The sequence below is a fragment of the Allosphingosinicella sp. genome (assembly GCF_059502505.1).
The window spans coordinates 758,667-776,485 of record NZ_JCACEU010000014.1; the positions used below are offsets into that span (position 1 = coordinate 758,667).

The window sequence follows — 17,819 nt, forward strand, 5'->3', positions numbered from 1 at the left end:
TCCATTCGATCGGTGCTCCGCACCAACTTGCCATTCCCCGCTTGAGCACCCATTTCGCGGGTGCCCGCGTTGACCTCCCGCGCGATCCCCTATAGCTATAGAACAAAGCTGGAACGATATGCTGACTCATCTCTCCGTCCGCGGCGCGCGCGAGCATAATTTGAAGGGAGTCGACGTCGACATCCCGCGCGAGACGCTGACGGTGATCACCGGGCTCAGCGGCTCGGGCAAGTCGAGCCTCGCCTTCGACACCATCTATGCCGAGGGGCAGCGGCGCTATGTTGAGAGCCTCAGCGCCTATGCGCGCCAGTTCCTCGAGATGATGCAGAAGCCCGATGTCGACCACATCGAAGGCCTCTCGCCCGCCATCTCGATCGAGCAGAAGACGACCAGCCGCAATCCGCGCTCCACCGTCGCCACCGTCACCGAGATCTACGATTACATGCGCCTGCTCTGGGCGCGCGTCGGAGTGCCCTACAGCCCGGCCACCGGTCTTCCGATCAGCGCCCAGACGGTGTCGCAGATGGTCGACCGCGTCATGGCGCTCCCCGAAGGCACCCGCCTCTACCTGCTCGCGCCGGTCGTGCGGGGGCGGAAGGGCGAATATCGCAAGGAGCTTGCGGAGTGGCAGAAGGCCGGCTTCAGCCGCGTGCGCATCGACGGCACTCTCTACGAGATCGAGGAGGCCCCGGCGCTCGACAAGAAATACAAGCACGACATTGAAGTGCTGGTCGACCGCCTTGTCGTCCGCGAGGGCATCGAGACGCGTCTCGCCGACTCCCTCGAACAGGCGCTGAAGCTGGCGGAAGGCCTGGTCTATCTCGACCCGGCCGATCCGCCCCAGGACCCGCCGGGCACCGAGCGCACCGGCGTCGCCGAGGTGCTGGACAAGGCCGCCAAGGCCGCCGTCCTCCAGGACAACGCCCCTCCCGGCCGCATCACCTTCTCGGAGAAGTTCGCCTGCCCGGTCTCCGGCTTCACCATTGCCGAGATTGAGCCGCGGCTCTTCTCGTTCAACGCGCCGCAGGGCGCCTGCCCGGGCTGCGACGGCCTCGGCGAGAAGCTGCATTTCGATCCCGACCTGGTCGTCCCCAACCAGAATCTCTCGATCAAGAAGGGCGCGATCGTCCCCTGGGCCAAGTCCAATCCGCCCAGCCCTTATTACATGCAGGTCCTGGGCTCCCTCGCCCGCGCGTACGACTTCAGCCTCGACACGCCGTGGAACGACTTGCCCGAGGAGGTCCACCAGACCATCCTCCACGGCACCAAGGGCAAGCCCGTCACCCTCCGCTTCATCGACGGCCGCAAGAGCTACGAGGTCAACAAGCCGTTCGAGGGCGTGATCGGCAATTTGAACCGCCGCATGCTCCAGACCGAGAGCGCCTGGATGCGCGAGGAGCTCGCCAAATATCAGTCCGCCGCCCCGTGCGAGACCTGCCACGGCGCCCGCCTCCGCGCCGAGCCGCTCGCGGTCAAGATCGCCGGCGAGGACATCTCGCAAAGCACCCGCCGCTCGGTTGTCCAGGCGCTCGCCTTCTTCTCCACCCTCGAGGACAAGCTCAACCCGCAGCAGCGCGAGATCGCCCGCGCCATCCTCAAGGAGATCAACGAGCGCCTCGGCTTCCTCAACAATGTCGGCCTCGATTATCTCAACCTCGACCGCACCTCCGGCACCCTGTCCGGCGGCGAGAGCCAGCGCATCCGCCTCGCCTCGCAGATCGGCTCGGGTCTCTCCGGCGTCCTCTACGTCCTCGACGAGCCCTCGATCGGCCTCCACCAGCGCGACAATGACCGCCTGCTGGTCACCCTCCGCCGGCTGCGCGATCTCGGCAACACCGTCATCGTCGTCGAGCATGACGAGGATTCGATCCGCCAGGCCGATTACGTCATCGACATGGGCCCCGGCGCCGGCGTCCACGGCGGCACCGTCGTCGCCGCCGGGTCGCTGAGCGACGTCCTTAGTAACGAGAACTCGCTCACCGCCGATTACCTGACCGGCCGCCGCTTCGTCCCCGTCCCCGCGCAGCGCCGCAAGGGCAACGGCAGGAAGCTCACCGTCCACGGCGCCACCGCCAACAACCTCAAGAACGTCACCGCCAGCATCCCGCTCGGCACCTTCACCTGCATCACCGGCGTGTCGGGCTCGGGCAAGTCGAGCTTCACCATCGACACCCTCTATTCCTCCGCCGCGCGCCAGCTGAACGGCGCCCGCATCCAGGCCGGCCGCCATGAAAAGCTCACCGGCCTGCAATATCTCGACAAGGTCATCGACATCGATCAGTCGCCGATCGGCCGCACCCCGCGCTCCAATCCGGCCACCTATACCGGCGCCTTCACCCAGATCCGCGACTGGTTCGCCGGCCTCCCGGAGGCGCAGGCGCGCGGCTACAAGCCCGGCCGCTTCTCGTTCAACGTCAAGGGCGGCCGCTGCGAGGCGTGCAAGGGCGACGGCCTCCTCAAGATCGAGATGCACTTCCTCCCCGACGTCTACGTCACCTGCGACGTCTGCCACGGCCAGCGCTACAATCGCGAGACGCTGGAGGTGAAGTTCAAGGGCAAGAGCATCGCCGACGTGCTCGACATGACGGTCGAGGACGCGCACGCCTTCTTCAAGGCGGTGCCGCCGATCCGCGACAAGATGGCGATGCTGGAGGAGGTCGGCCTCGGCTACGTCAAGGTCGGCCAGCAGGCGACGACTCTGTCGGGCGGCGAGGCCCAGCGCGTCAAGCTCGCCAAGGAGCTCTCCCGCCGCGCCACCGGCCAGACCCTCTACATCCTCGACGAGCCCACCACCGGCCTCCATTTCGAGGACGTGCGCAAGCTCCTGGAGGTCCTCCACGCCCTTGTCGACCAGGGCAACTCGGTAGTGGTGATCGAACACAACCTGGAGGTCATCAAGACCGCCGACTGGGTGATCGACCTCGGCCCCGAAGGCGGCGACAAGGGCGGCGAGATCGTCGCCGAGGGCACGCCGGAGCAGGTGGCGCGGGAGAAAAGGTCATATACGGGGGCGTATCTGAAGCCGCTGCTGGAGGGGCATGTTCCGGAGGTGGTGGAGGCTCCGAAGGCGAAGGGGCGGCGGTCAGCCTCGGTGCGGGAGCGCGAGGCCGCGGAGTAGCTTGCGACCTCATGTACAGCTGGGCGTGTTCTTGTATTGTTCTTTAAGAAAGCTGGGGATAAAGGCACTCAAACATTGCGTCCGAGCCCTGGAGCCGCGAACACTTGGACGATGGAGGCCATATGCGTTCTGTAGCTGCGGGAGCTCTCGTTCACTTCGATCCCCTCTTCCCTCACGAGGGAAGTCTAGTGGTTCCCGAGCCACTGCAAACGGGAGCAAGTGATTTCATCGAAATCGTGAGGCGCTTCGCCGACTTCGGCACTGCCACGCTGGAGCGTACCGAAGGCGGCATCCCCTATCTGATCAACGAATTCTGGACCTCGGGTCAGAGGCAGGCCAAGTCGATACACGAAGTTAGCTACAGGGCTTGCTTCAAGCCTCAGTTGCCGGAGTTCTTCATCCGGAGACTCACTAAGGTCGGAGAGGGTGTGCACGATCCGTTTATGGGTCGAGGCACTACTCCCGTACAAGCTGCCTTGATGGGACGGCGTCCCTTGGGCAATGATGTCAATCCTTTGTCAGTTCTGCTGACCCGCCCTCGGCTGCAACTGGTGACGCTGGACCAAGTTGCCTTAAAGCTAGCGAGGGTTCCTTGGGATCAACAGGTGGAGGTCAGGAATGACCTTCTAGCCTTCTATCATCCAGAAACGCTTCGAAAATTAACGGTTCTACGGGATTGGCTTCTGGAGAACGCTCCTTTGGCAGAGGAGGCGCCAGACCCAGTCATCGACTGGATCAGGATGGTAGCGATGAACCGTTTGACCGGCCACTCCGTCGGATTTTTTTCTGTTTACACGCTGCCACCAAATCAGGCTGTGAGCGTAGCGGCGCAGCTGAAGATCAACGAGAGGCGCCGACAGGTACCATCGCATCGAGACGTCGTGAAGCTCATACTCAAGAAGTCAAAATCTCTGCTTTCAGATGGTACGGTAGGGAAGCACCCTCCCGCAATTTTGTGCGCGAGCCCAGCCAGCCTTTCTCCCCGCATACCTGACGGTGCTGCGGCTCTAACCGTAACTTCACCTCCATTCCTGGACGTTGTGCAGTACGCCGATGACAATTGGCTGAGGTGCTGGTTCGCCGGAATAGAAGTATCGGGAGTACAGATTGCCATGCATCGGACCGAGACCGCTTGGACCAAAATGGTGCGAGATGTGCTTGTAGAGCAGGCGCGAATTGTTCGACCGGGGGGGCACGTGGCTTTCGAAGTGGGTGAGGTCCGCGGGGGTAAGTTACTGCTAGAAAGACTCGTTTGGCAGGCTGCGGAGGGTCTCCCGTTCGAGCGGCTAGGTGTGATGGTGAACCAGCAGGAGTTTACAAAGACGGCTAACTGCTGGGGCGTGAGAAACAACTCCGGTGGGACAAATACCAACCGCATCGTTTTGTTGAGGAGAGGCAATGCCTAATGATGATGTAGAAGAGATACTCGCTGAGGCTGTGAGAGCATACAGAAGGCTCCCAGGTAAGATCCGGGTTTCTGACGCGATTGAGGCGGTCACTGGCCAGAAAGTCATTCCTTTAGCATCTGACGAAGAAGACAAAAATCTTCTGCGGCGGATATCTCAGGCAGCATCTTTGCTCATAGAGCGCAGTGCTGGTGACTTCATACGAACCTCTCGCCTTAATGAACTAGGCAATGCAATTGAAGAGCCTCTGCTGAGAGCGTGCTGTGATGTCGGATTGAACGCAACTTGGCCAAGCCGCCGCGATGGATCAGGAGGCCGGACTGGCTACCCCGATATTGCTATTGATATCCGTGGAGATCGTCCAACTTATCTTGAAGCTAAGGTGATCGGCGCTGGTTCCGAAGGCTCATCCTTTCGATCGTTCTATTTGTCGCCCTCGGAAAATCCGAAGGTCTGCGTGGATGCTCGGCACCTACTGGTAGCCTTCGTGCACAAGAGGCGGGGAAGCGGCGATGATGGACTTGAGCGTTACTCTCTCATCTCATACAAAATCGTGGACATGGCCCGTGTTGTGGGCAAGATAAAATTCGAGTATCAGTCGAGCAATAAAGACATGTACTTAGGTGGCTCTGTGATTGCGCGGGGTTAGCGTCGGACTTGACGAGCGCCCGGCGATCACGAGCAAGAGACATCAACTCACCGCCGCTGCCATTTCATCCCGTCCTTCCACCGCCGCTCGGTCGGTAGGGGAGCGGGTCGCCGGTGGGCGGGTCGCGGGTGAGTGCCAGCCTGGGGCCGCCGATCTTCGTGTTGCGCTCGGTGAGGCAGGGTACGCATTTGGCGTAGCGGGTGACTTCCTGGAGATGATCCGAGCACCCCTTCATCGACAACCTCACGTGGCAGGCCCGCCTTGATCAAACCCCCCTTCGCCCGCCGCGCCGACAGCCGCATCCACAGGGGGATCGTCGCCATGCCGAGCGGCGCCGCGACCGGCATCACCCACGCGATGGCGAAGGAAAGCAGGGCGCCGAGCAGCACGCTGCGGCTCCTGCGGCGGATCGCGGCGGGGGTTCCCTCCGGCGCATCGGTCCCGACCATCGTCGGCCGGGTCGCGAAGCTGTTGACCTTGAGGTTCAGCGCCGCCGTCAGCAGCAGCCAGCTCCAGTAGAGCACCGCCGGCACGCGCGCCCCTTGATGAGCGCTCATGAAAGCGGTGACAAACGGCATGAACGCGATCGTGCCGAGCAGCATCAGGTTCCACGGCACCACGCCGCCGTCGTAGCGGCGGGCGAGCGCGAAGGCGCGGTGATGCCCCGCCCAGAACATCCCGATCACGGCGAAGCTGACGATGAAGCCGATGAAGCTCGGTATGAGGTTCGCCAGCGCCTGCAGATAGGCGACGTCATTCGCGCCGTGGGGGACGTGCGGCACGTGGACCTCGATGACGAGCAGGGTGATCGCGATCGCGAACACCGCGTCGGAAAAGAAGACCATCCGCTCCAGCGCGTGCTCGGTAGGCTCGCCCGCCATTCATCACCCCCTCTTGATGCGCCGCCGTTATCGGTGGAGGCGTCGGCGAAGGCAACCGCCGGCGGCTGCCGGCCTCCGATCAGGCTTTTCCGGACCCGGTGCAGGGGAACGGATGGATGCGCCCCGTCACCGCCGCTGCCACTTCATCCCGTCCTTCCACTGCCGCTCGGTCGGCAGGGGCAGCGGGTCGCCATTGGGCGGGTCGCGGGTGAGCTCCAGCTTGGGGCCGCCGATCTTCACGTTGCGGTCGGTGAGGCAGGGCACGCATTTGGCGTAGCGGGTGATTTCCTGGAGATGGTCCGGGCACCCCTTCATCGACAGCTTCAGCCACAGCGCCGCCGCGTGCAGCACGCGGACATGGCCGCAATTCCAGCAGGTCAGCCGCACGTTCCACAGCCAAGCCGCCCCCGAATAGCGGAGCTATTCGAGGAGTCGGCGCAGGCCGGCCGACCGGCAGCTTGGCTGACTGGATCGACGGCGGTCAGGCCGCCCTGACCGCCTTTGGCCGCGCGGCCTCGAAGATACTCTTAGTGCTCGGCGGCTCGTCAAACCCTCGCGCCGCCTCCCGCTCCGACTCTTCATCCACCATGCGACCATCTGGAACAAACAAGGAACATAGGCAAGCGTCTCAGCCACCTATAGCGGCAGGCTCCACACTGCCCCCGTCTCCCGCTAAGGCGCCGGGATGTGCAACGACTATCGCCGCACGCCGCCGATGCAGACGATCCGCGAGCAGTGGAGCCAGACCATGATCCCGCTGCGCTTCCCCGAAGGGCTGCCCAATCTCGCCCCGCTGGAGTCGATCCGCATCACTGACCGGAGCGCGATCATCCGCGCAGCAGCGCCCCAGCGCAGCGAAGCCGGCGCGGCCGCGCCGCCTGAGCAGCGCTCGGAGTCGCTGCAAGCCGGACGGCCGGCGGCTCTGTCGACCGGACCGACGGGGTCAGGCCGCCCTGACCCCTTTGAGGCGGACCTTGTCGTGCGCCGCTGGTCCTGGCCCGGCCCCGGCGGCAAGCCCGTCTACAATTATCGCTCGGACGGCCGCGAGTTCACCCGCGGCCGGTGCCTGATCGTCGCCGACGGCTTCTACGAGTTCACCGCGCCGGCGGACCCCAAACAGAAGCGCAAGGACAAATGGCTGTTCACCCGGCCGGGCGAGGAGATGATCCTCATCGCCGGACTGTGGCGCGCGACGCCGGACGTCGGCGAGGCTTTCACCATGCTCACGACCGAACCCGGCCCCGACGTCGCGCCCTATCACAATCGACAGGTCGTAGTCGTCGACCGCACCGACTGGGGCCGCTGGCTCGATCCTTCCGTCCCTGCGCGGGAAATTTGCAAGCCGCTCCCAGCCGGCAGCCTTGCCGTTGCGAAAGTCTCCTGAGCGCGGCGCTTACGCCTCCCGAGAAATTTCCCTTTCCTACACACGAACCATTATGGTTCACAATCGGGATGGAAAACATCTCCGATTCGCCCGGCTCCGGCGACGAAGAAAATTGGAGCGAAGTCGACCAGGCCTATCCCGACGGCGCGCATCGCGGCCGCCGCGACGGCTTCACCCCCCACCGCCGCCGCATCTTCCTGAAGACGCTGCGCAAGACCGGCTGCGCCCAGGACGCCTGCCGCCGTGCCCGCATCTCCGACACGGCTGCCTATAATCTGCGCGATCGCGACGCGATGTTCGCCAGGCTCTGGGACGCGGCCGTGGTCGCCGCCGGCGCCGATATGGAACTGCTCGCCTGGACGTTTGCGGTCGAAGGCGAGGAGGAAGAGGTCTGGGCCTATGGCAAGCGCGTCGGCACGCGCCGCCGCCGCGACGCCCGCCTGTTCCGGATGCTCCTCCAAGGTTCCAACCCGCACAAATATGGCGGCAACGGCGTCGGCACCCGCAAGCAGATCGAACGCAAGATCCGCAAGGAGATGGAGGACGAGCGGAAGGCCGCCGAGGGGGTCGACATCGAGGAGGTGCGCGAGCGCCTCGCCCAGCGCATCGAGCGCCTGCGCATACGCATGGTGCGGGAAGAGGGCGGCCATATCGACGAGCAGGGCCGCTACGTTCCGCCGCCCGGAAGCGCGCTGGAGGATCTGTTCCGCGAAGGCCGCGCCGCGGCCGACCCTGGCGCGGCCGATCCGGGCCCAAGTCCGGAGGATCCGCCGGCCGCTCCTGACGAACCGGCCGTTTTCTGGCGCTCGGTGCCCCGCGCGCCGGACTCGTGAAGGCGGGAGTGAACGCGGGAAATTTTAGTGTTTTGGTTGCAACTTCGCCAACTTCGCCGCCCCCGCGCTCACCTCGCCGCATCCACCGGCGCCGCTCCGCAACCAACGGCGCGTCCTGCCGGGATGAACATCTGGCACCACGATGCGGTGATGCGTGAACTGGAGAAGAATGGCGGTAAGGTTCCGGCCACGGTGAAGGACTGAGCGCGACTTTTCCTGCTGCGTCTGATCTGGATCAAGCCTATGGTGGCTTCGACGGGAGCCGCCGCGTATCGCTCCCGCCGTGTCCCGCATCCGGACCAAGGGGGGACCTGAATGTCGAACACAATCCTGCTGATCCACGGCGCCTGGCTGAATTCCGCGAGTTGGGAAGCGGTCAAGGCGCGCTACGAGGCGCGCGGCTTCACCGTCGTCGCGCCCGATTGGCCCTATGACGACCGCTCGCCCGCGGAGCTGCGCGAGATGCCGGACGACAAGCTCGCCGGCCTCGGCATCGCCGAAATCCTCGACCATTATCACCGCATCATCGGCCAGTGCCCGGAGGAGCCGATCCTGATCGGCCACTCGGCCGGCGGCGTGTTCGTCCAGCACCTCCTCGACCGCGGCCTCGGCGTCGCCGGCGTCGCGATCGATCCGGCGCCGACGCCGGGCGTGGGGCTCGGCCCGTCCGCGATCGTGTCGGCGCTGCCGGTCTTCTTCGACTGGGGCAGCTGGAAGAAGGCCGAGACGATGTCGCGCAAGTTCTTCCGCACCCGCTTCGCCCAGCTCGTCCCCGAGGACCAGGCGGACGCGGCATATGACCGTTACATCGTGCCGACGCCCGGCAAGGTTTACTGGGACGGCATCGTCCACAAGACCCCGATCGACTGGTCCAATCCGGACCGCGCGCCTTTGCTGCTGATCGGCGGCGAGCTCGACCTCATCGCCGATGCCAGCATGACCCGCGCGATCTACGAGAAGCAGCGCCAGGCCCCCGCGCTCACCGAGCTCAAGATCTTCCCCGGCCGCTCCCACTGGACCCTGCTCGATCCGGGCTGGGAAGAGGTCGCCGACTACGCCCTCGACTGGGCAGTCGCCAACGCCCGCCCGCCCCGCCAGACGGCGCAGGCGGAGGCGCCCACCATCCTCGCCACCTAAGCACGGGAGACGCCATGCTGAAAGACCATGACAGCTCCGCCATCGTCGCCGTGCGCGACCTCCATCGGGCCCGCGCTTTCTACGGCGACCTGCTCGGCCTGGAGCTGGACGGCCAAGGCGCGGAGGAGGGGGTGCTTGCCTACAAGACCGGCGCCACCCGCCTCGTCGTCTACCAATCCGAGCATGCCGGCACCAACCAGGCCAATGCCGTCGTCTGGGGCGTCGGCGACGACATCGACGCGATCGTCGCGGCGCTGGAAGGGAAGGGCGCGGCTTTCGAACATTATCCCGGCATCGGCCGCCTCGACGGCAACGTTCACCGCATCGGCGACGCCAAGCTCGTCTGGCTGAAGGACCCCGACGGCAACATCCTGCACCTCAACAATATGTGAGCTAAGCGGCCCGCCACCGCGCCATCGCCGCGTCGTATGCCGCCTCGGCCTTGTCACGTTTCGCCTCAAGCTTCTCCCGCTCGGCGGCGAGCTTCGCCTCCACCGCCGCCCGCTCCCGGGCCAGCGCGGCCTCGCGCTCGGCAATCTCCTTCAGCGCCGCGCCATGCCGCGCCTCCGCCTCCGCCAGCGCGGCTTCCGCTTCCCCCAGGGCGGCGCGGCTGGGCCGCGGCTTCGGCTTGGCACGCTTCTTCGGACTGGCGTCGGTCTTGCCTCGCCGCTCCGTCGGCGCTTCATCTTGGCCCAGCGCGGCAAGCTGCTCCGCCTCAGTCCCGCGCAGCCGCTTGATGATCTTGCCCGGATTGGCGAGCGGCTCCTTGGTCAGCTCGGGATCGGTGACGATCTCCGCCTCGCCGCGGGTGAACACGTACTTGGCGGTTCCCCACGCCTCGATCGCCGCCTTCTGGCTCGGCGCGGCGACATAGGCGTCGTGGAAACCGATCGCGGTCCTGAACACCTTGAGCTGGGGCGAGCGCGCCATGCGGCAGGGATAGCGCCGAGCCCGCCCGTGCGGCAACCGCCGCTCGCCGGGATCGTTGTCGCCCCACCTGGAACGGAGAAGCACGATGAGCGGACCAAGGCGCGACAGCAATGACGGCACACGCGGCGGCCCCGAGCACGGCCGTGGCCACAAGTCGGTCGACGACAACAAGAAATCAGGCGGCGGCCACGGCCAGGGCCGCGCCGGCAGCGACGACAACGCCCATCCGCCCGGCGGCGGCGTCAACTGAGGCTCAGGCGCTGAGCATCGGTGAAGCCTGGTCCGGCGCCATCGCGGCGGTGGGAACCGCGGCGATCAGCTTCCTGATCTTCTTCACATAGGTCCGGCCGACCGGCACTTCCTGCCCGGTGGTCATCTGCACCGAGAAGCGGCCGTAGCCGGGGCGGCAGATCACGCCGATCCGGTCGATCCGCACGAGAGCCGAGCGGTGGACGCGAATGAACATGTCGGGGTCGAGCCGCGACTGGATGCCGTTCATCGTCTCGCGCAGCAGGTAGGAGCGGCCGGGCGTGTGGAGATGGACATAGTCGCGCTCCGCCTCGACCCAGTCGATCTGCGAGACCAGCACCCGCTCGAACCCGCTGCCGCGCGGCGCCCAGAGCTCAGCCTCGTAGCGCGGCTGCTCGACCGGCTGGCGGTCCCGGCGCAGCGTCGCGATCAGCTCCTTGAGCTCCGCCGCCCGCTCCTCGGCATCGATCATGCGGATCGTCGTCCGCGCCTTGTCGAGCGCGGCGCGCAGGCGGTCGAACTCGAGCGGCTTCAGCAGATAGTCGATCGCGCTCACCTGGAAGGCGCGGACCGCATATTCGTCGAAGGCGGTGACGAAGATGATCAGCGGCGCATTCTCCGCCGTCAGCCCCTCGACCACATCGAAGCCGCCGAAGCCTGCCATGTTGATGTCGAGAAGCAGCACGTCCGGCTGGAGCTTCTCGATCAGCTCCAGGCCGTCGCGGCCGCCGCGGGCGGTTCCGACCAGCTCCACGTCGGGCACCTGGCTCAGCGCGATCTCGACGCGACGCAGCGCCAGCGCCTCGTCGTCGACCGCGACGATGCGCAGCCTGCTCATGACGCGAATTGTAAAGGCATCTCCAGGCGCACCTGAAATCCCCCCTCCCTGCGGGCGCCGGCGACGAAGCGGCAGGCGGCCCCGAAACGGGTCGACAGCCGGCGTCGGACATTGCCCAATCCTACCCCGGTCCCGTGCCCATCCCCCGGCCCGCGACCATCGTCCGCCACCTCCAGCACGAGGCGGTCGTTGACCCCTCGGGCGGAGATGGAAAGCACAGTGAGCTTACCAGCTTCCTGCAGCCCGTGCTTGATCGAATTTTCGATCAAGGGCTGGAGGATCAGGCTCGGCACGAGCGCATTCTCCAGCCCCTTGGGCACGTCATATTCCACGCGCAGGCTGTCGCAGAAGCGCATCTGCTCGATCGCCAGATAGAGGCGCTGCAGCTCGAGCTCGTCGGCGAGCCGCACGTCCTGGAACGGATCCTGTGCGAGGCTCGCCCGGAAGAACGCGGACAGGCACATCGTCATCCGCTCGGCGATCTCGGCCCGGCCCTCGAGGATCAAGGTCGAGATCGAGCTCAGCGTATTGTAGAGGAAGTGCGGATTGACCTGGTAGCGCAACGCCCGCACCTGGGCGTCGTGCGCCTCGACCTGAAGCGCCGAGACCCGCCGCTCGCGCTGCCGTGCTTCGCGGTCGTGGAGCAGGGCCAGGCAGACCGCGCCCCAGAGCGAGAAGATTGCCAGCCAGAAGATGCCGCCGCGCAGCAGCAGCTTATATTCGAACAGTTCGGCGGCGCTGTGGCTCTCCGGCAGCAGCGGGAAGACGAGCTTGAACAGCCGCAAGGTCGCTTCCACCGGCACCGCGATCACGAGCAGCAGCAGCAAGGCCGCGGCGATCTGCCGGTTGAACTCCCAATGGGTGATGCTCTTCAGGAAGGCATAGATGCCGGCGCCGACCGCCGCGCCCAGGAAGACCATGAAGATGTCGACCGCGGCCCATTCGATCTTGTAGTCATAGCCCTTCAGGATGTGGCTCAGCATGCTCGCCGCAAGGATCACGATCCAGAAGGGGATGCCGAGCGCGAACATCCGCCGCACGCTCGGCAGCGCAAGGTGCTGGCCGAGCTCGTCGCCCCGGGTCGTCTTCATCAACATGGGCGGATTTCTCCCATGAACGCCAGATTAAGTCGATTGGCTTTCGTCGCGCAAACATGCCGTTCGTCGAGCGGTGCGCCGCTTGGTCGATCCGAGCTGGACGCTCGTCGCCTCGAGCATGGCTGAGGGCGCGAGTCGATCGCTACGCCGCACGGCCTGCGTAGAAGTCGGGGAGGGAACATGAAACTGAATTGGGCGATCGCCGCCATGGCGATGGTATCGGCTGACGTCGGCCCGGCCGCCGCGCAGGTGGGGTCGGCGACCGACCTGTCGGCGTTGAACGACGAGTTCGAGGGCGGCACGCTCTCGCCCGACTGGACGCTCTTCCACGCTCGCTACGGCTGGCCCGACAAGATCAAGGTGATGGACGTCGGCCGCACCACCAAGGGTGCGCTCCACCTCCAGCCTTATGACTCGGCATGGGTGCGCGATCTCAACGCGCCCTTCCTGTTCAAGACGCTGGAAGGTGATTTCGACGTGAGGGCGCGGGTGCGGGTGCGCGGCCTCGAGGGCGAGGTGCCGGGCGGCACCTGGTCGCTGGGCGGGCTGATGGCGCGCGTCCCGAACGGTCTCGCCGCCGCCACCTGGCAGCCGCGCGCGGAGAATTGGAACTTCATCACCACCGGCGTCGGCCACGAGGCCGGCAAGGTGATGACGGAGACGAAGGCGACGTTCAACAGCACCTCGTCGCTGAAGCTCAGGCCGTGGCGCAGCGGCTGGGTCGAGCTCCGGCTGGTGCGCAGCGGCATGGCGATGTTCGCACTGGCCCGCGAGGACGAGGACTCACCCTGGCAGGTGCGCGACCGCTTCTACCGCATGGAGACGCCGCCGCCGGTCCAGGTCGGCCTGATCGCCTATACGTCGAGCCCAGACGTGCCCGACCGCGGGCCGGAGGAGCCGGAGCGCATCAACCGCAGCGTGCCCAAGGAGGCGCGGGTCGACATGGCACTGGAGGTGGACTGGATCCGCTTCTCGCGGCCGAAGCCGCAGCCGATCCGCGACTGGTATGCGCAGGTGAACGGCACCAATCGGCTGACCGACCCGAACCTTAGTGAGACGGAGCTCCTGGAGGCGCTCGGCTGATACAAATTGCGACAATTTGCCGCCCCCGCGGCAAAGTTGCGCGACAATGAGGCTCCAGATGGGTCTTATGAGGACGCGAACGTCCTCTTCGGATTTCCAAAGGAGCAATCATGAAGAAGAAGATTATCGGCGCCGGTTTCGCGATGGCCCTGCTTGCAGGCGGTGGCACCGCGCTCGCGCTCCAAGGCGGCCCTTTCGACCGCCTCGACGCGAACAGCGACGGTGCGGTCACTACGGCCGAGCTGCAGCAGCGGGCGGTCGCGCGCTTCCAGAAGCTGGATGCCAACAAGGACGGCAGCCTGACCCAGGCCGAGCTGCAGGCGCAGCGCGGCGAGCGCGGTCAGCGGGGCGGCCGCCGCGGTGGCGGTGAGCGCCTTGTCCAGGCCGACGCCGACCGCAACGGCGCCATCACCCTGGCCGAGCTGACGGCGCATACCCAGCAGCGCGCCGCCGCCCGCTTCCAGCGGCTCGACGCCAACAAGGATGGCAGCCTCACCCAGGCTGAGCTCCAGGCGAAGCGCGCCGCCCGCGCCGAGCGCCGGGGCGAACGCGGCGAGCGCCGCGGCAACCGCCTCGCCAGGCTCGACACTGACAGCAACGGCGCGATCACCCTGGCCGAGTTCAGCGCCCGCGACGCGCAGCGCATCGCCCGGCTCGACGCCGACAAGGACGGCCGGATCACCCGTGCCGAGTTCGACCAGGCGCGTGCCGCCCGCCGCGGCAACCGCCAGTAACGACCGAGCCGAACCCGGTCGTGGAGCCGCGCGGGACTCGCTTCCCGCGCGGCTTTCACGTCGGGGCCGGACCGACTAACGCGGGATTGTCATGGCCGAAGAACCGCACATCCTGATCGTCGACGACGCCCGCGACATCCGCGAGCCGCTTGCCGCCTACCTCGGCAAGAACGGCTTTCGCACCAGCCGGGCGGAGGATGCCGCGGCTGCCCGGCGGATCCTCTCGGCATATGGGATCGACCTCGTCGTCCTTGACGTCATGATGCCGGGCGAGGACGGCCTCAGCCTCTGCCGCCACATCCGCGCCAACAGCGAGGTGCCGGTCATCCTGCTCACCGCGATGAGCGACGATACCGACCGCATCGTCGGTCTGGAGATGGGCGCGGACGATTATCTGGTGAAGCCGTTCAACCCGCGCGAGCTCGTCGCCCGGATCAAGGCCGTGCTCCGCCGCAGTGCCGGCGGCGCCCCCAAGGTTCGGGCACCCGACAGCGGCGCCTACGCCTTCGGTCCGTGGGTGCTGAAGACCGGCGAGCGCGAGCTGGTCGGAGAGGACGGAGTGGCGGTGCCGCTCTCGACCGGCGAGTATAATCTCCTGCTCGCGCTGGTGACGCGGCCGCGCCAGGTGCTGACCCGGGACCAACTGCTCGATCTCGCCCAGGGCCGCGACATGGGGGCGTTCGACCGCAGCATCGACAACCAGATCAGCCGCCTCAGGAAGAAGGTCGAGCCCAACCCGCGCGAGCCCAAGTTCATCAAGACGGTGTGGGGCGGCGGATATACGCTCGCCGCCGAAGTGACGCGCCTGTGAGGCGACTGCTGCCGAACAGCCTCGTCGGGCAGGTCGCCCTGCTGATGGCGGCTGCCCTGCTGATCGCCCAGGCGGTGAACCTGGCCTTCCTGCTCAACGAGGGCCAGCGCGCGCGGCTGGCGCAGAGCGAGAACCCCGCACTGTCGCGGGTGGCGGGGGCGGTCCAGGCGGTGTCGGCCGCGGGGCCGATTCAGCGGCAGAGCTTGGCGCGCCGCCTCTCCGGGGGCGGAACCCGCTTCACGATTGCCGACCGCAGCACGGTGGAGCGCCGTGCCCTGAGCCGCGATGCGCGGCTGGAGCAGCGGCTCCGGCAGGAGTTGGAGGAGGCGGCGCTGGCGGCGCGGCAGGTGCAGGCCGGGGAGGCGCAGTCGCGCCGTCGCGACCCTGATGCAGGGGAGGGCGGCTCGCGCGGCGGGCGCCGCCTGCTGCTGGTTTCGGTGCAGCTTGCCGACGGCGCATGGCTCAACGGCCGCTTCGCGCTTCGCCGTCCGGATACCGGCTTCGCCTGGCGGATGCTGGCTGCGACCCTCGCTCTTTATGCCATCGTGCTGGGAGCGGTCCTGCTGATTGCGCGGCGCATCGCCCGGCCGCTGAGGGAGATGACGGCGGCCGCCGAGGCATTCGGCGGCCGCGACGCCGGCTTTCAAATTCGCCCCCACGGCCCCGCCGACCTGCGCCGCCTGGCCAGCGCGTTCAACGACATGCGGGGGCGGGTGGTCGGGCTGATCGCCGAAAAGGACCGGATGATCGGGGCGATCGGCCATGATTTGCGGACGCCGCTCGCCTCGCTCCGCATCCGCGCCGAAGCGGTCGCCGACGATGCGGAGCGCACCCGCATGATCGCCACCATCGAGACTCTGGATCAGACGCTCGACGACATCCTCGCACTGGCTCGTGCCGGCCAGCCGAGCGAAGCCGAGCGCACCGTCGACCTTGGCGCGCTGGTGGAGGCCGTCGCGGAAGAGTTCCTCGATCTCGGCAAGGAAGTGAGCTTCGAGCCCGGCGAGCGGGTCGTGGCGAGCGTTCGCCCCAATTCGCTTCGGCGGGCGGTCCGCAACCTGATCGAGAATGCGGTCAAATATGGCGAGACTGCCGAGGTCGCCGTTTCCGCCGCCGGCGCCGAGGCGCGGATCAGCGTCGACGATCGCGGCCCCGGCATTGCGCCCGCCGAGCTGGAGCGGGTGACCGATGCTTTCTATCGGCTGGAGCCGTCGCGCAATCGTGCCACCGGCGGCAGCGGCCTCGGCCTCGCCATCGCCCGCACGATCGCCGAAAGCCACGGCGGTCGGCTCGAGCTCGCAAATCAGACGGAAGGCGGTCTCAGCGCCGCCATCCTGCTCCCGCTCGGGAAGGGCGCCTAGCCCGCTTCGCTATGCTCGCCTGGGACGATGGTCGTCTCGGGGCGGTCGGCCACCACGAGGGCGCGCAGATATTCGATCTCGTCGAACTGGAAAGCGGCGAGCTTCTCGGGCGCGTCATAGCCTTTGAGGTTGGTCTCGATCAGCGCCGGCCGCTTGCCGAGCGGGATCGGCGGCGACAGGAACTCGATCACGCTGCGCCCGATGATGAGGTCGCAATTGAGGCTGCGGGTTGCGCTCTCCAGCCGGAACGCCTTGTTGACGGTGTCGCCGAGCGCGGTGAAGTCCGCCAGCGCGGCGCTGCCCATGTTGCCGATCGAGGCGTAGCCGGTGTTGATCGCCGCGCCGAAGCTCAATGGCCGCGACAAATTGAAGCGAGCCTCCAGGCTGGTGAAGAGGCGGCGGAGCTCGAGGATGATGTCGATGATGCCGGCGAGCTCCTGCGGTTCGACATTCGGCTTGTCGTGAACCCAGACGCTCATGATCGCATCGCCGATATATTTCTGGGACCAGCTCCGCTTGGCCGTCAGCAGCTCGCCGGCGGCGCGGAAGATCTCGGCCATCAGCGCCGAGATCTGAGTCTCGCCGAGCTCGCGCGACAGCACGGTATAGTTGCGCACGTCCATAACCAGCACGGTGACCAGGCTCTGCAGGAAGGAGATCTGGGTGCGCTGCGCTTCCGCCGCCGCAGCGGCCGCGGCCGCGCTCGGCTGATGGAAGCTGAGGCGGTGCTGGCCGATCGCGATCATGTCGCCGTCGGAGAGCGCCGTCTGCACGGTGACCGGCCGCCCGTTCAGCGTTGTGCCGTTGCTGCTGCCTGCATCCGCGAGGAAGCAGCGGCCGTTGGAATCCCGCCGAATCATCGCATGGTCGCGGGAGGCGAGCGGATCGATGATATGGATCCGGTTATGGTCGCTGCGCCCGATTCCGCACAGATCCGCCGGAGCGATGTCAAACCGACGAGTCTCGCCGTTCACCGTAACAGTGACGTAAGCCTCATCGACTTCCATGCGCTGCCGACCCCCCGTTCAGATCATCGAGCGTGCATCGGATACTCTTGGCGCGCAACGTGGAACTCTGTGCGCGGTGAGGCAACTCTAAATCCTGTATTTTCGGACTACAACCGCGCGGCCTCTCCGACAAGTATTCTCTAGGTTGAAACCATGGAAGGTGCGGAATCAAGCCGGTTCTGACCCAATCTGGCAAACATACTGATCCATGTGTTTATCGACGCGCCAAGTTGGCACGACGCAAGTCCGCCAAAGTTGACTCTGTCCCAACTATCTGACTAGCAAGAGTTTGTTAATCAAG

The 17,819-nt window shown here is 66.3% G+C and carries 18 protein-coding genes; 12 read left to right on the forward strand and 6 right to left on the reverse strand.

Translation table 11 applies throughout. The annotated features are described in order from the left end of the window. Positions 1-118: 118 nt before the first annotated feature. From uvrA to AC5JBD_RS06110, 3 genes are all read left to right on the forward strand, one after another. Positions 119-3,118 (forward strand): excinuclease ABC subunit UvrA, encoded by a 3,000-nt coding sequence (gene uvrA / locus AC5JBD_RS06100; RefSeq protein WP_495720868.1) that lies wholly within the window; start codon positions 119-121, stop codon positions 3,116-3,118. A 122-nt stretch (positions 3,119-3,240) separates the two neighbouring features. Then, positions 3,241-4,524 (forward strand): DNA methyltransferase, encoded by a 1,284-nt coding sequence (locus AC5JBD_RS06105; protein WP_495720869.1) that lies wholly within the window; start codon positions 3,241-3,243, stop codon positions 4,522-4,524. Then, entirely contained in the window at positions 4,517-5,173 is a 657-nt protein-coding gene (locus AC5JBD_RS06110) for a hypothetical protein (RefSeq protein ID WP_495720870.1), read from the forward strand. The genes AC5JBD_RS06105 and AC5JBD_RS06110 overlap by 8 nt, the downstream gene beginning before the upstream one ends. Before the next feature lie 47 nt (positions 5,174-5,220). Here AC5JBD_RS06110 and AC5JBD_RS06115 read toward each other — a convergent pair whose 3' ends face one another. Both AC5JBD_RS06115 and AC5JBD_RS06120 read right to left on the reverse strand, forming a co-directional pair. Beyond that, the gene (locus tag AC5JBD_RS06115) at positions 5,221-6,054 is read right to left on the reverse strand and encodes a TMEM175 family protein (protein ID WP_495720871.1); all 834 of its coding nucleotides are present in this window, start codon (positions 6,052-6,054) and stop codon (positions 5,221-5,223) included. Positions 6,055-6,180: 126 nt separating this feature from the next. Beyond that, positions 6,181-6,441 carry a hypothetical protein gene (locus tag AC5JBD_RS06120; RefSeq protein WP_495720872.1) on the reverse strand — a complete coding sequence of 87 codons (261 nt, stop codon included), beginning with the start codon at positions 6,439-6,441 and terminating at the stop codon, positions 6,181-6,183. 298 nt (positions 6,442-6,739) lie between these two features. On the opposite strand from AC5JBD_RS06120, the gene AC5JBD_RS06125 reads away from it, so the two are divergent. The 4 genes from AC5JBD_RS06125 (at position 6,740) to AC5JBD_RS06140 (ending at position 9,800) form a co-directional block, all read left to right on the forward strand. After that, positions 6,740-7,438 (forward strand): SOS response-associated peptidase family protein, encoded by a 699-nt coding sequence (locus AC5JBD_RS06125; protein WP_495720873.1) that lies wholly within the window; start codon positions 6,740-6,742, stop codon positions 7,436-7,438. A 68-nt stretch (positions 7,439-7,506) separates the two neighbouring features. Next, a complete protein-coding gene (locus AC5JBD_RS06130) occupies positions 7,507-8,271 on the forward strand; it encodes a hypothetical protein (protein WP_495720874.1) in 765 nt (254 codons plus the stop codon). Positions 8,272-8,586: 315 nt separating this feature from the next. Continuing rightward, positions 8,587-9,408 carry an alpha/beta hydrolase gene (locus AC5JBD_RS06135; RefSeq protein WP_495720875.1) on the forward strand — a complete coding sequence of 274 codons (822 nt, stop codon included), beginning with the start codon at positions 8,587-8,589 and terminating at the stop codon, positions 9,406-9,408. Positions 9,409-9,422: 14 nt separating this feature from the next. Next, entirely contained in the window at positions 9,423-9,800 is a 378-nt protein-coding gene (locus AC5JBD_RS06140) for a VOC family protein (RefSeq protein WP_495720876.1), read from the forward strand. A 1-nt stretch (position 9,801) separates the two neighbouring features. On the opposite strand, the gene AC5JBD_RS06145 is transcribed toward AC5JBD_RS06140, so the two are convergent. Continuing rightward, a complete protein-coding gene (locus tag AC5JBD_RS06145) occupies positions 9,802-10,338 on the reverse strand; it encodes a hypothetical protein (RefSeq protein WP_495720877.1) in 537 nt (178 codons plus the stop codon). A gap of 85 nt (positions 10,339-10,423) precedes the next feature. On the opposite strand from AC5JBD_RS06145, the gene AC5JBD_RS06150 reads away from it, so the two are divergent. Next, entirely contained in the window at positions 10,424-10,588 is a 165-nt protein-coding gene (locus AC5JBD_RS06150) for a hypothetical protein (RefSeq protein ID WP_495720878.1), read from the forward strand. 3 nt (positions 10,589-10,591) lie between these two features. Here AC5JBD_RS06150 and AC5JBD_RS06155 read toward each other — a convergent pair whose 3' ends face one another. Beyond that, a complete protein-coding gene (locus tag AC5JBD_RS06155; protein ID WP_495720879.1) occupies positions 10,592-11,425 on the reverse strand; it encodes a LytR/AlgR family response regulator transcription factor in 834 nt (277 codons plus the stop codon). Continuing rightward, positions 11,422-12,516: a sensor histidine kinase gene (locus tag AC5JBD_RS06160; RefSeq protein WP_495720880.1), complete on the reverse strand. Its 1,095-nt coding sequence runs from the start codon at positions 12,514-12,516 to the stop codon at positions 11,422-11,424. Before AC5JBD_RS06160 ends, AC5JBD_RS06155 begins: the two co-directional genes overlap by 4 nt. 186 nt (positions 12,517-12,702) lie before the next feature. Here AC5JBD_RS06160 and AC5JBD_RS06165 point away from each other — a divergent pair, with 186 nt between their 5' ends. From AC5JBD_RS06165 to AC5JBD_RS06180, 4 genes are all read left to right on the forward strand, one after another. Next, on the forward strand, positions 12,703-13,605 hold the full coding sequence (locus AC5JBD_RS06165; RefSeq protein ID WP_495720881.1) for a DUF1349 domain-containing protein: 903 nt from the start codon (positions 12,703-12,705) through the stop codon (positions 13,603-13,605). A gap of 110 nt (positions 13,606-13,715) precedes the next feature. Then, entirely contained in the window at positions 13,716-14,339 is a 624-nt protein-coding gene (locus AC5JBD_RS06170; RefSeq protein ID WP_495720882.1) for an EF-hand domain-containing protein, read from the forward strand. 91 nt (positions 14,340-14,430) lie between these two features. After that, positions 14,431-15,150, forward strand: a complete 720-nt coding sequence (locus AC5JBD_RS06175; protein ID WP_495720883.1) for a response regulator — start codon at positions 14,431-14,433, stop codon at positions 15,148-15,150. Beyond that, the gene (locus tag AC5JBD_RS06180; protein WP_495720884.1) at positions 15,147-16,511 is read left to right on the forward strand and encodes a sensor histidine kinase; all 1,365 of its coding nucleotides are present in this window, start codon (positions 15,147-15,149) and stop codon (positions 16,509-16,511) included. Before AC5JBD_RS06175 ends, AC5JBD_RS06180 begins: the two co-directional genes overlap by 4 nt. On the opposite strand, the gene AC5JBD_RS06185 is transcribed toward AC5JBD_RS06180, so the two are convergent. Further along, positions 16,508-17,518: an FHA domain-containing protein gene (locus tag AC5JBD_RS06185; protein ID WP_495720885.1), complete on the reverse strand. Its 1,011-nt coding sequence runs from the start codon at positions 17,516-17,518 to the stop codon at positions 16,508-16,510. The genes AC5JBD_RS06180 and AC5JBD_RS06185 overlap by 4 nt on opposite strands. Positions 17,519-17,819: the final 301 nt, after the last annotated feature.

What these genes read in the sequence shown, in the direction of transcription:
- AC5JBD_RS06105 (WP_495720869.1), top strand. Translation starts at nt 3,241, where the DNA reads ATGCGTTCTGTAGCTGCGGGAGCTCTCGTTCACTTCGATCCCCTCTTC.
- AC5JBD_RS06125 (WP_495720873.1), top strand. Translation starts at nt 6,740, where the DNA reads ATGTGCAACGACTATCGCCGCACGCCGCCGATGCAGACGATCCGCGAG.
- AC5JBD_RS06165 (WP_495720881.1), top strand. Translation starts at nt 12,703, where the DNA reads ATGAAACTGAATTGGGCGATCGCCGCCATGGCGATGGTATCGGCTGAC.
- AC5JBD_RS06150 (WP_495720878.1), top strand. Translation starts at nt 10,424, where the DNA reads ATGAGCGGACCAAGGCGCGACAGCAATGACGGCACACGCGGCGGCCCC.
- AC5JBD_RS06160 (WP_495720880.1), bottom strand. Translation starts at nt 12,516, where the DNA reads ATGAAGACGACCCGGGGCGACGAGCTCGGCCAGCACCTTGCGCTGCCG.
- AC5JBD_RS06140 (WP_495720876.1), top strand. Translation starts at nt 9,423, where the DNA reads ATGCTGAAAGACCATGACAGCTCCGCCATCGTCGCCGTGCGCGACCTC.
- AC5JBD_RS06130 (WP_495720874.1), top strand. Translation starts at nt 7,507, where the DNA reads ATGGAAAACATCTCCGATTCGCCCGGCTCCGGCGACGAAGAAAATTGG.
- AC5JBD_RS06135 (WP_495720875.1), top strand. Translation starts at nt 8,587, where the DNA reads ATGTCGAACACAATCCTGCTGATCCACGGCGCCTGGCTGAATTCCGCG.
- AC5JBD_RS06155 (WP_495720879.1), bottom strand. Translation starts at nt 11,425, where the DNA reads ATGAGCAGGCTGCGCATCGTCGCGGTCGACGACGAGGCGCTGGCGCTG.
- AC5JBD_RS06115 (WP_495720871.1), bottom strand. Translation starts at nt 6,054, where the DNA reads ATGGCGGGCGAGCCTACCGAGCACGCGCTGGAGCGGATGGTCTTCTTT.
- uvrA (WP_495720868.1), top strand. Translation starts at nt 119, where the DNA reads ATGCTGACTCATCTCTCCGTCCGCGGCGCGCGCGAGCATAATTTGAAG.
- AC5JBD_RS06170 (WP_495720882.1), top strand. Translation starts at nt 13,716, where the DNA reads ATGAAGAAGAAGATTATCGGCGCCGGTTTCGCGATGGCCCTGCTTGCA.
- AC5JBD_RS06185 (WP_495720885.1), bottom strand. Translation starts at nt 17,518, where the DNA reads ATGGAAGTCGATGAGGCTTACGTCACTGTTACGGTGAACGGCGAGACT.
- AC5JBD_RS06145 (WP_495720877.1), bottom strand. Translation starts at nt 10,338, where the DNA reads ATGGCGCGCTCGCCCCAGCTCAAGGTGTTCAGGACCGCGATCGGTTTC.
- AC5JBD_RS06175 (WP_495720883.1), top strand. Translation starts at nt 14,431, where the DNA reads ATGGCCGAAGAACCGCACATCCTGATCGTCGACGACGCCCGCGACATC.
- AC5JBD_RS06110 (WP_495720870.1), top strand. Translation starts at nt 4,517, where the DNA reads ATGCCTAATGATGATGTAGAAGAGATACTCGCTGAGGCTGTGAGAGCA.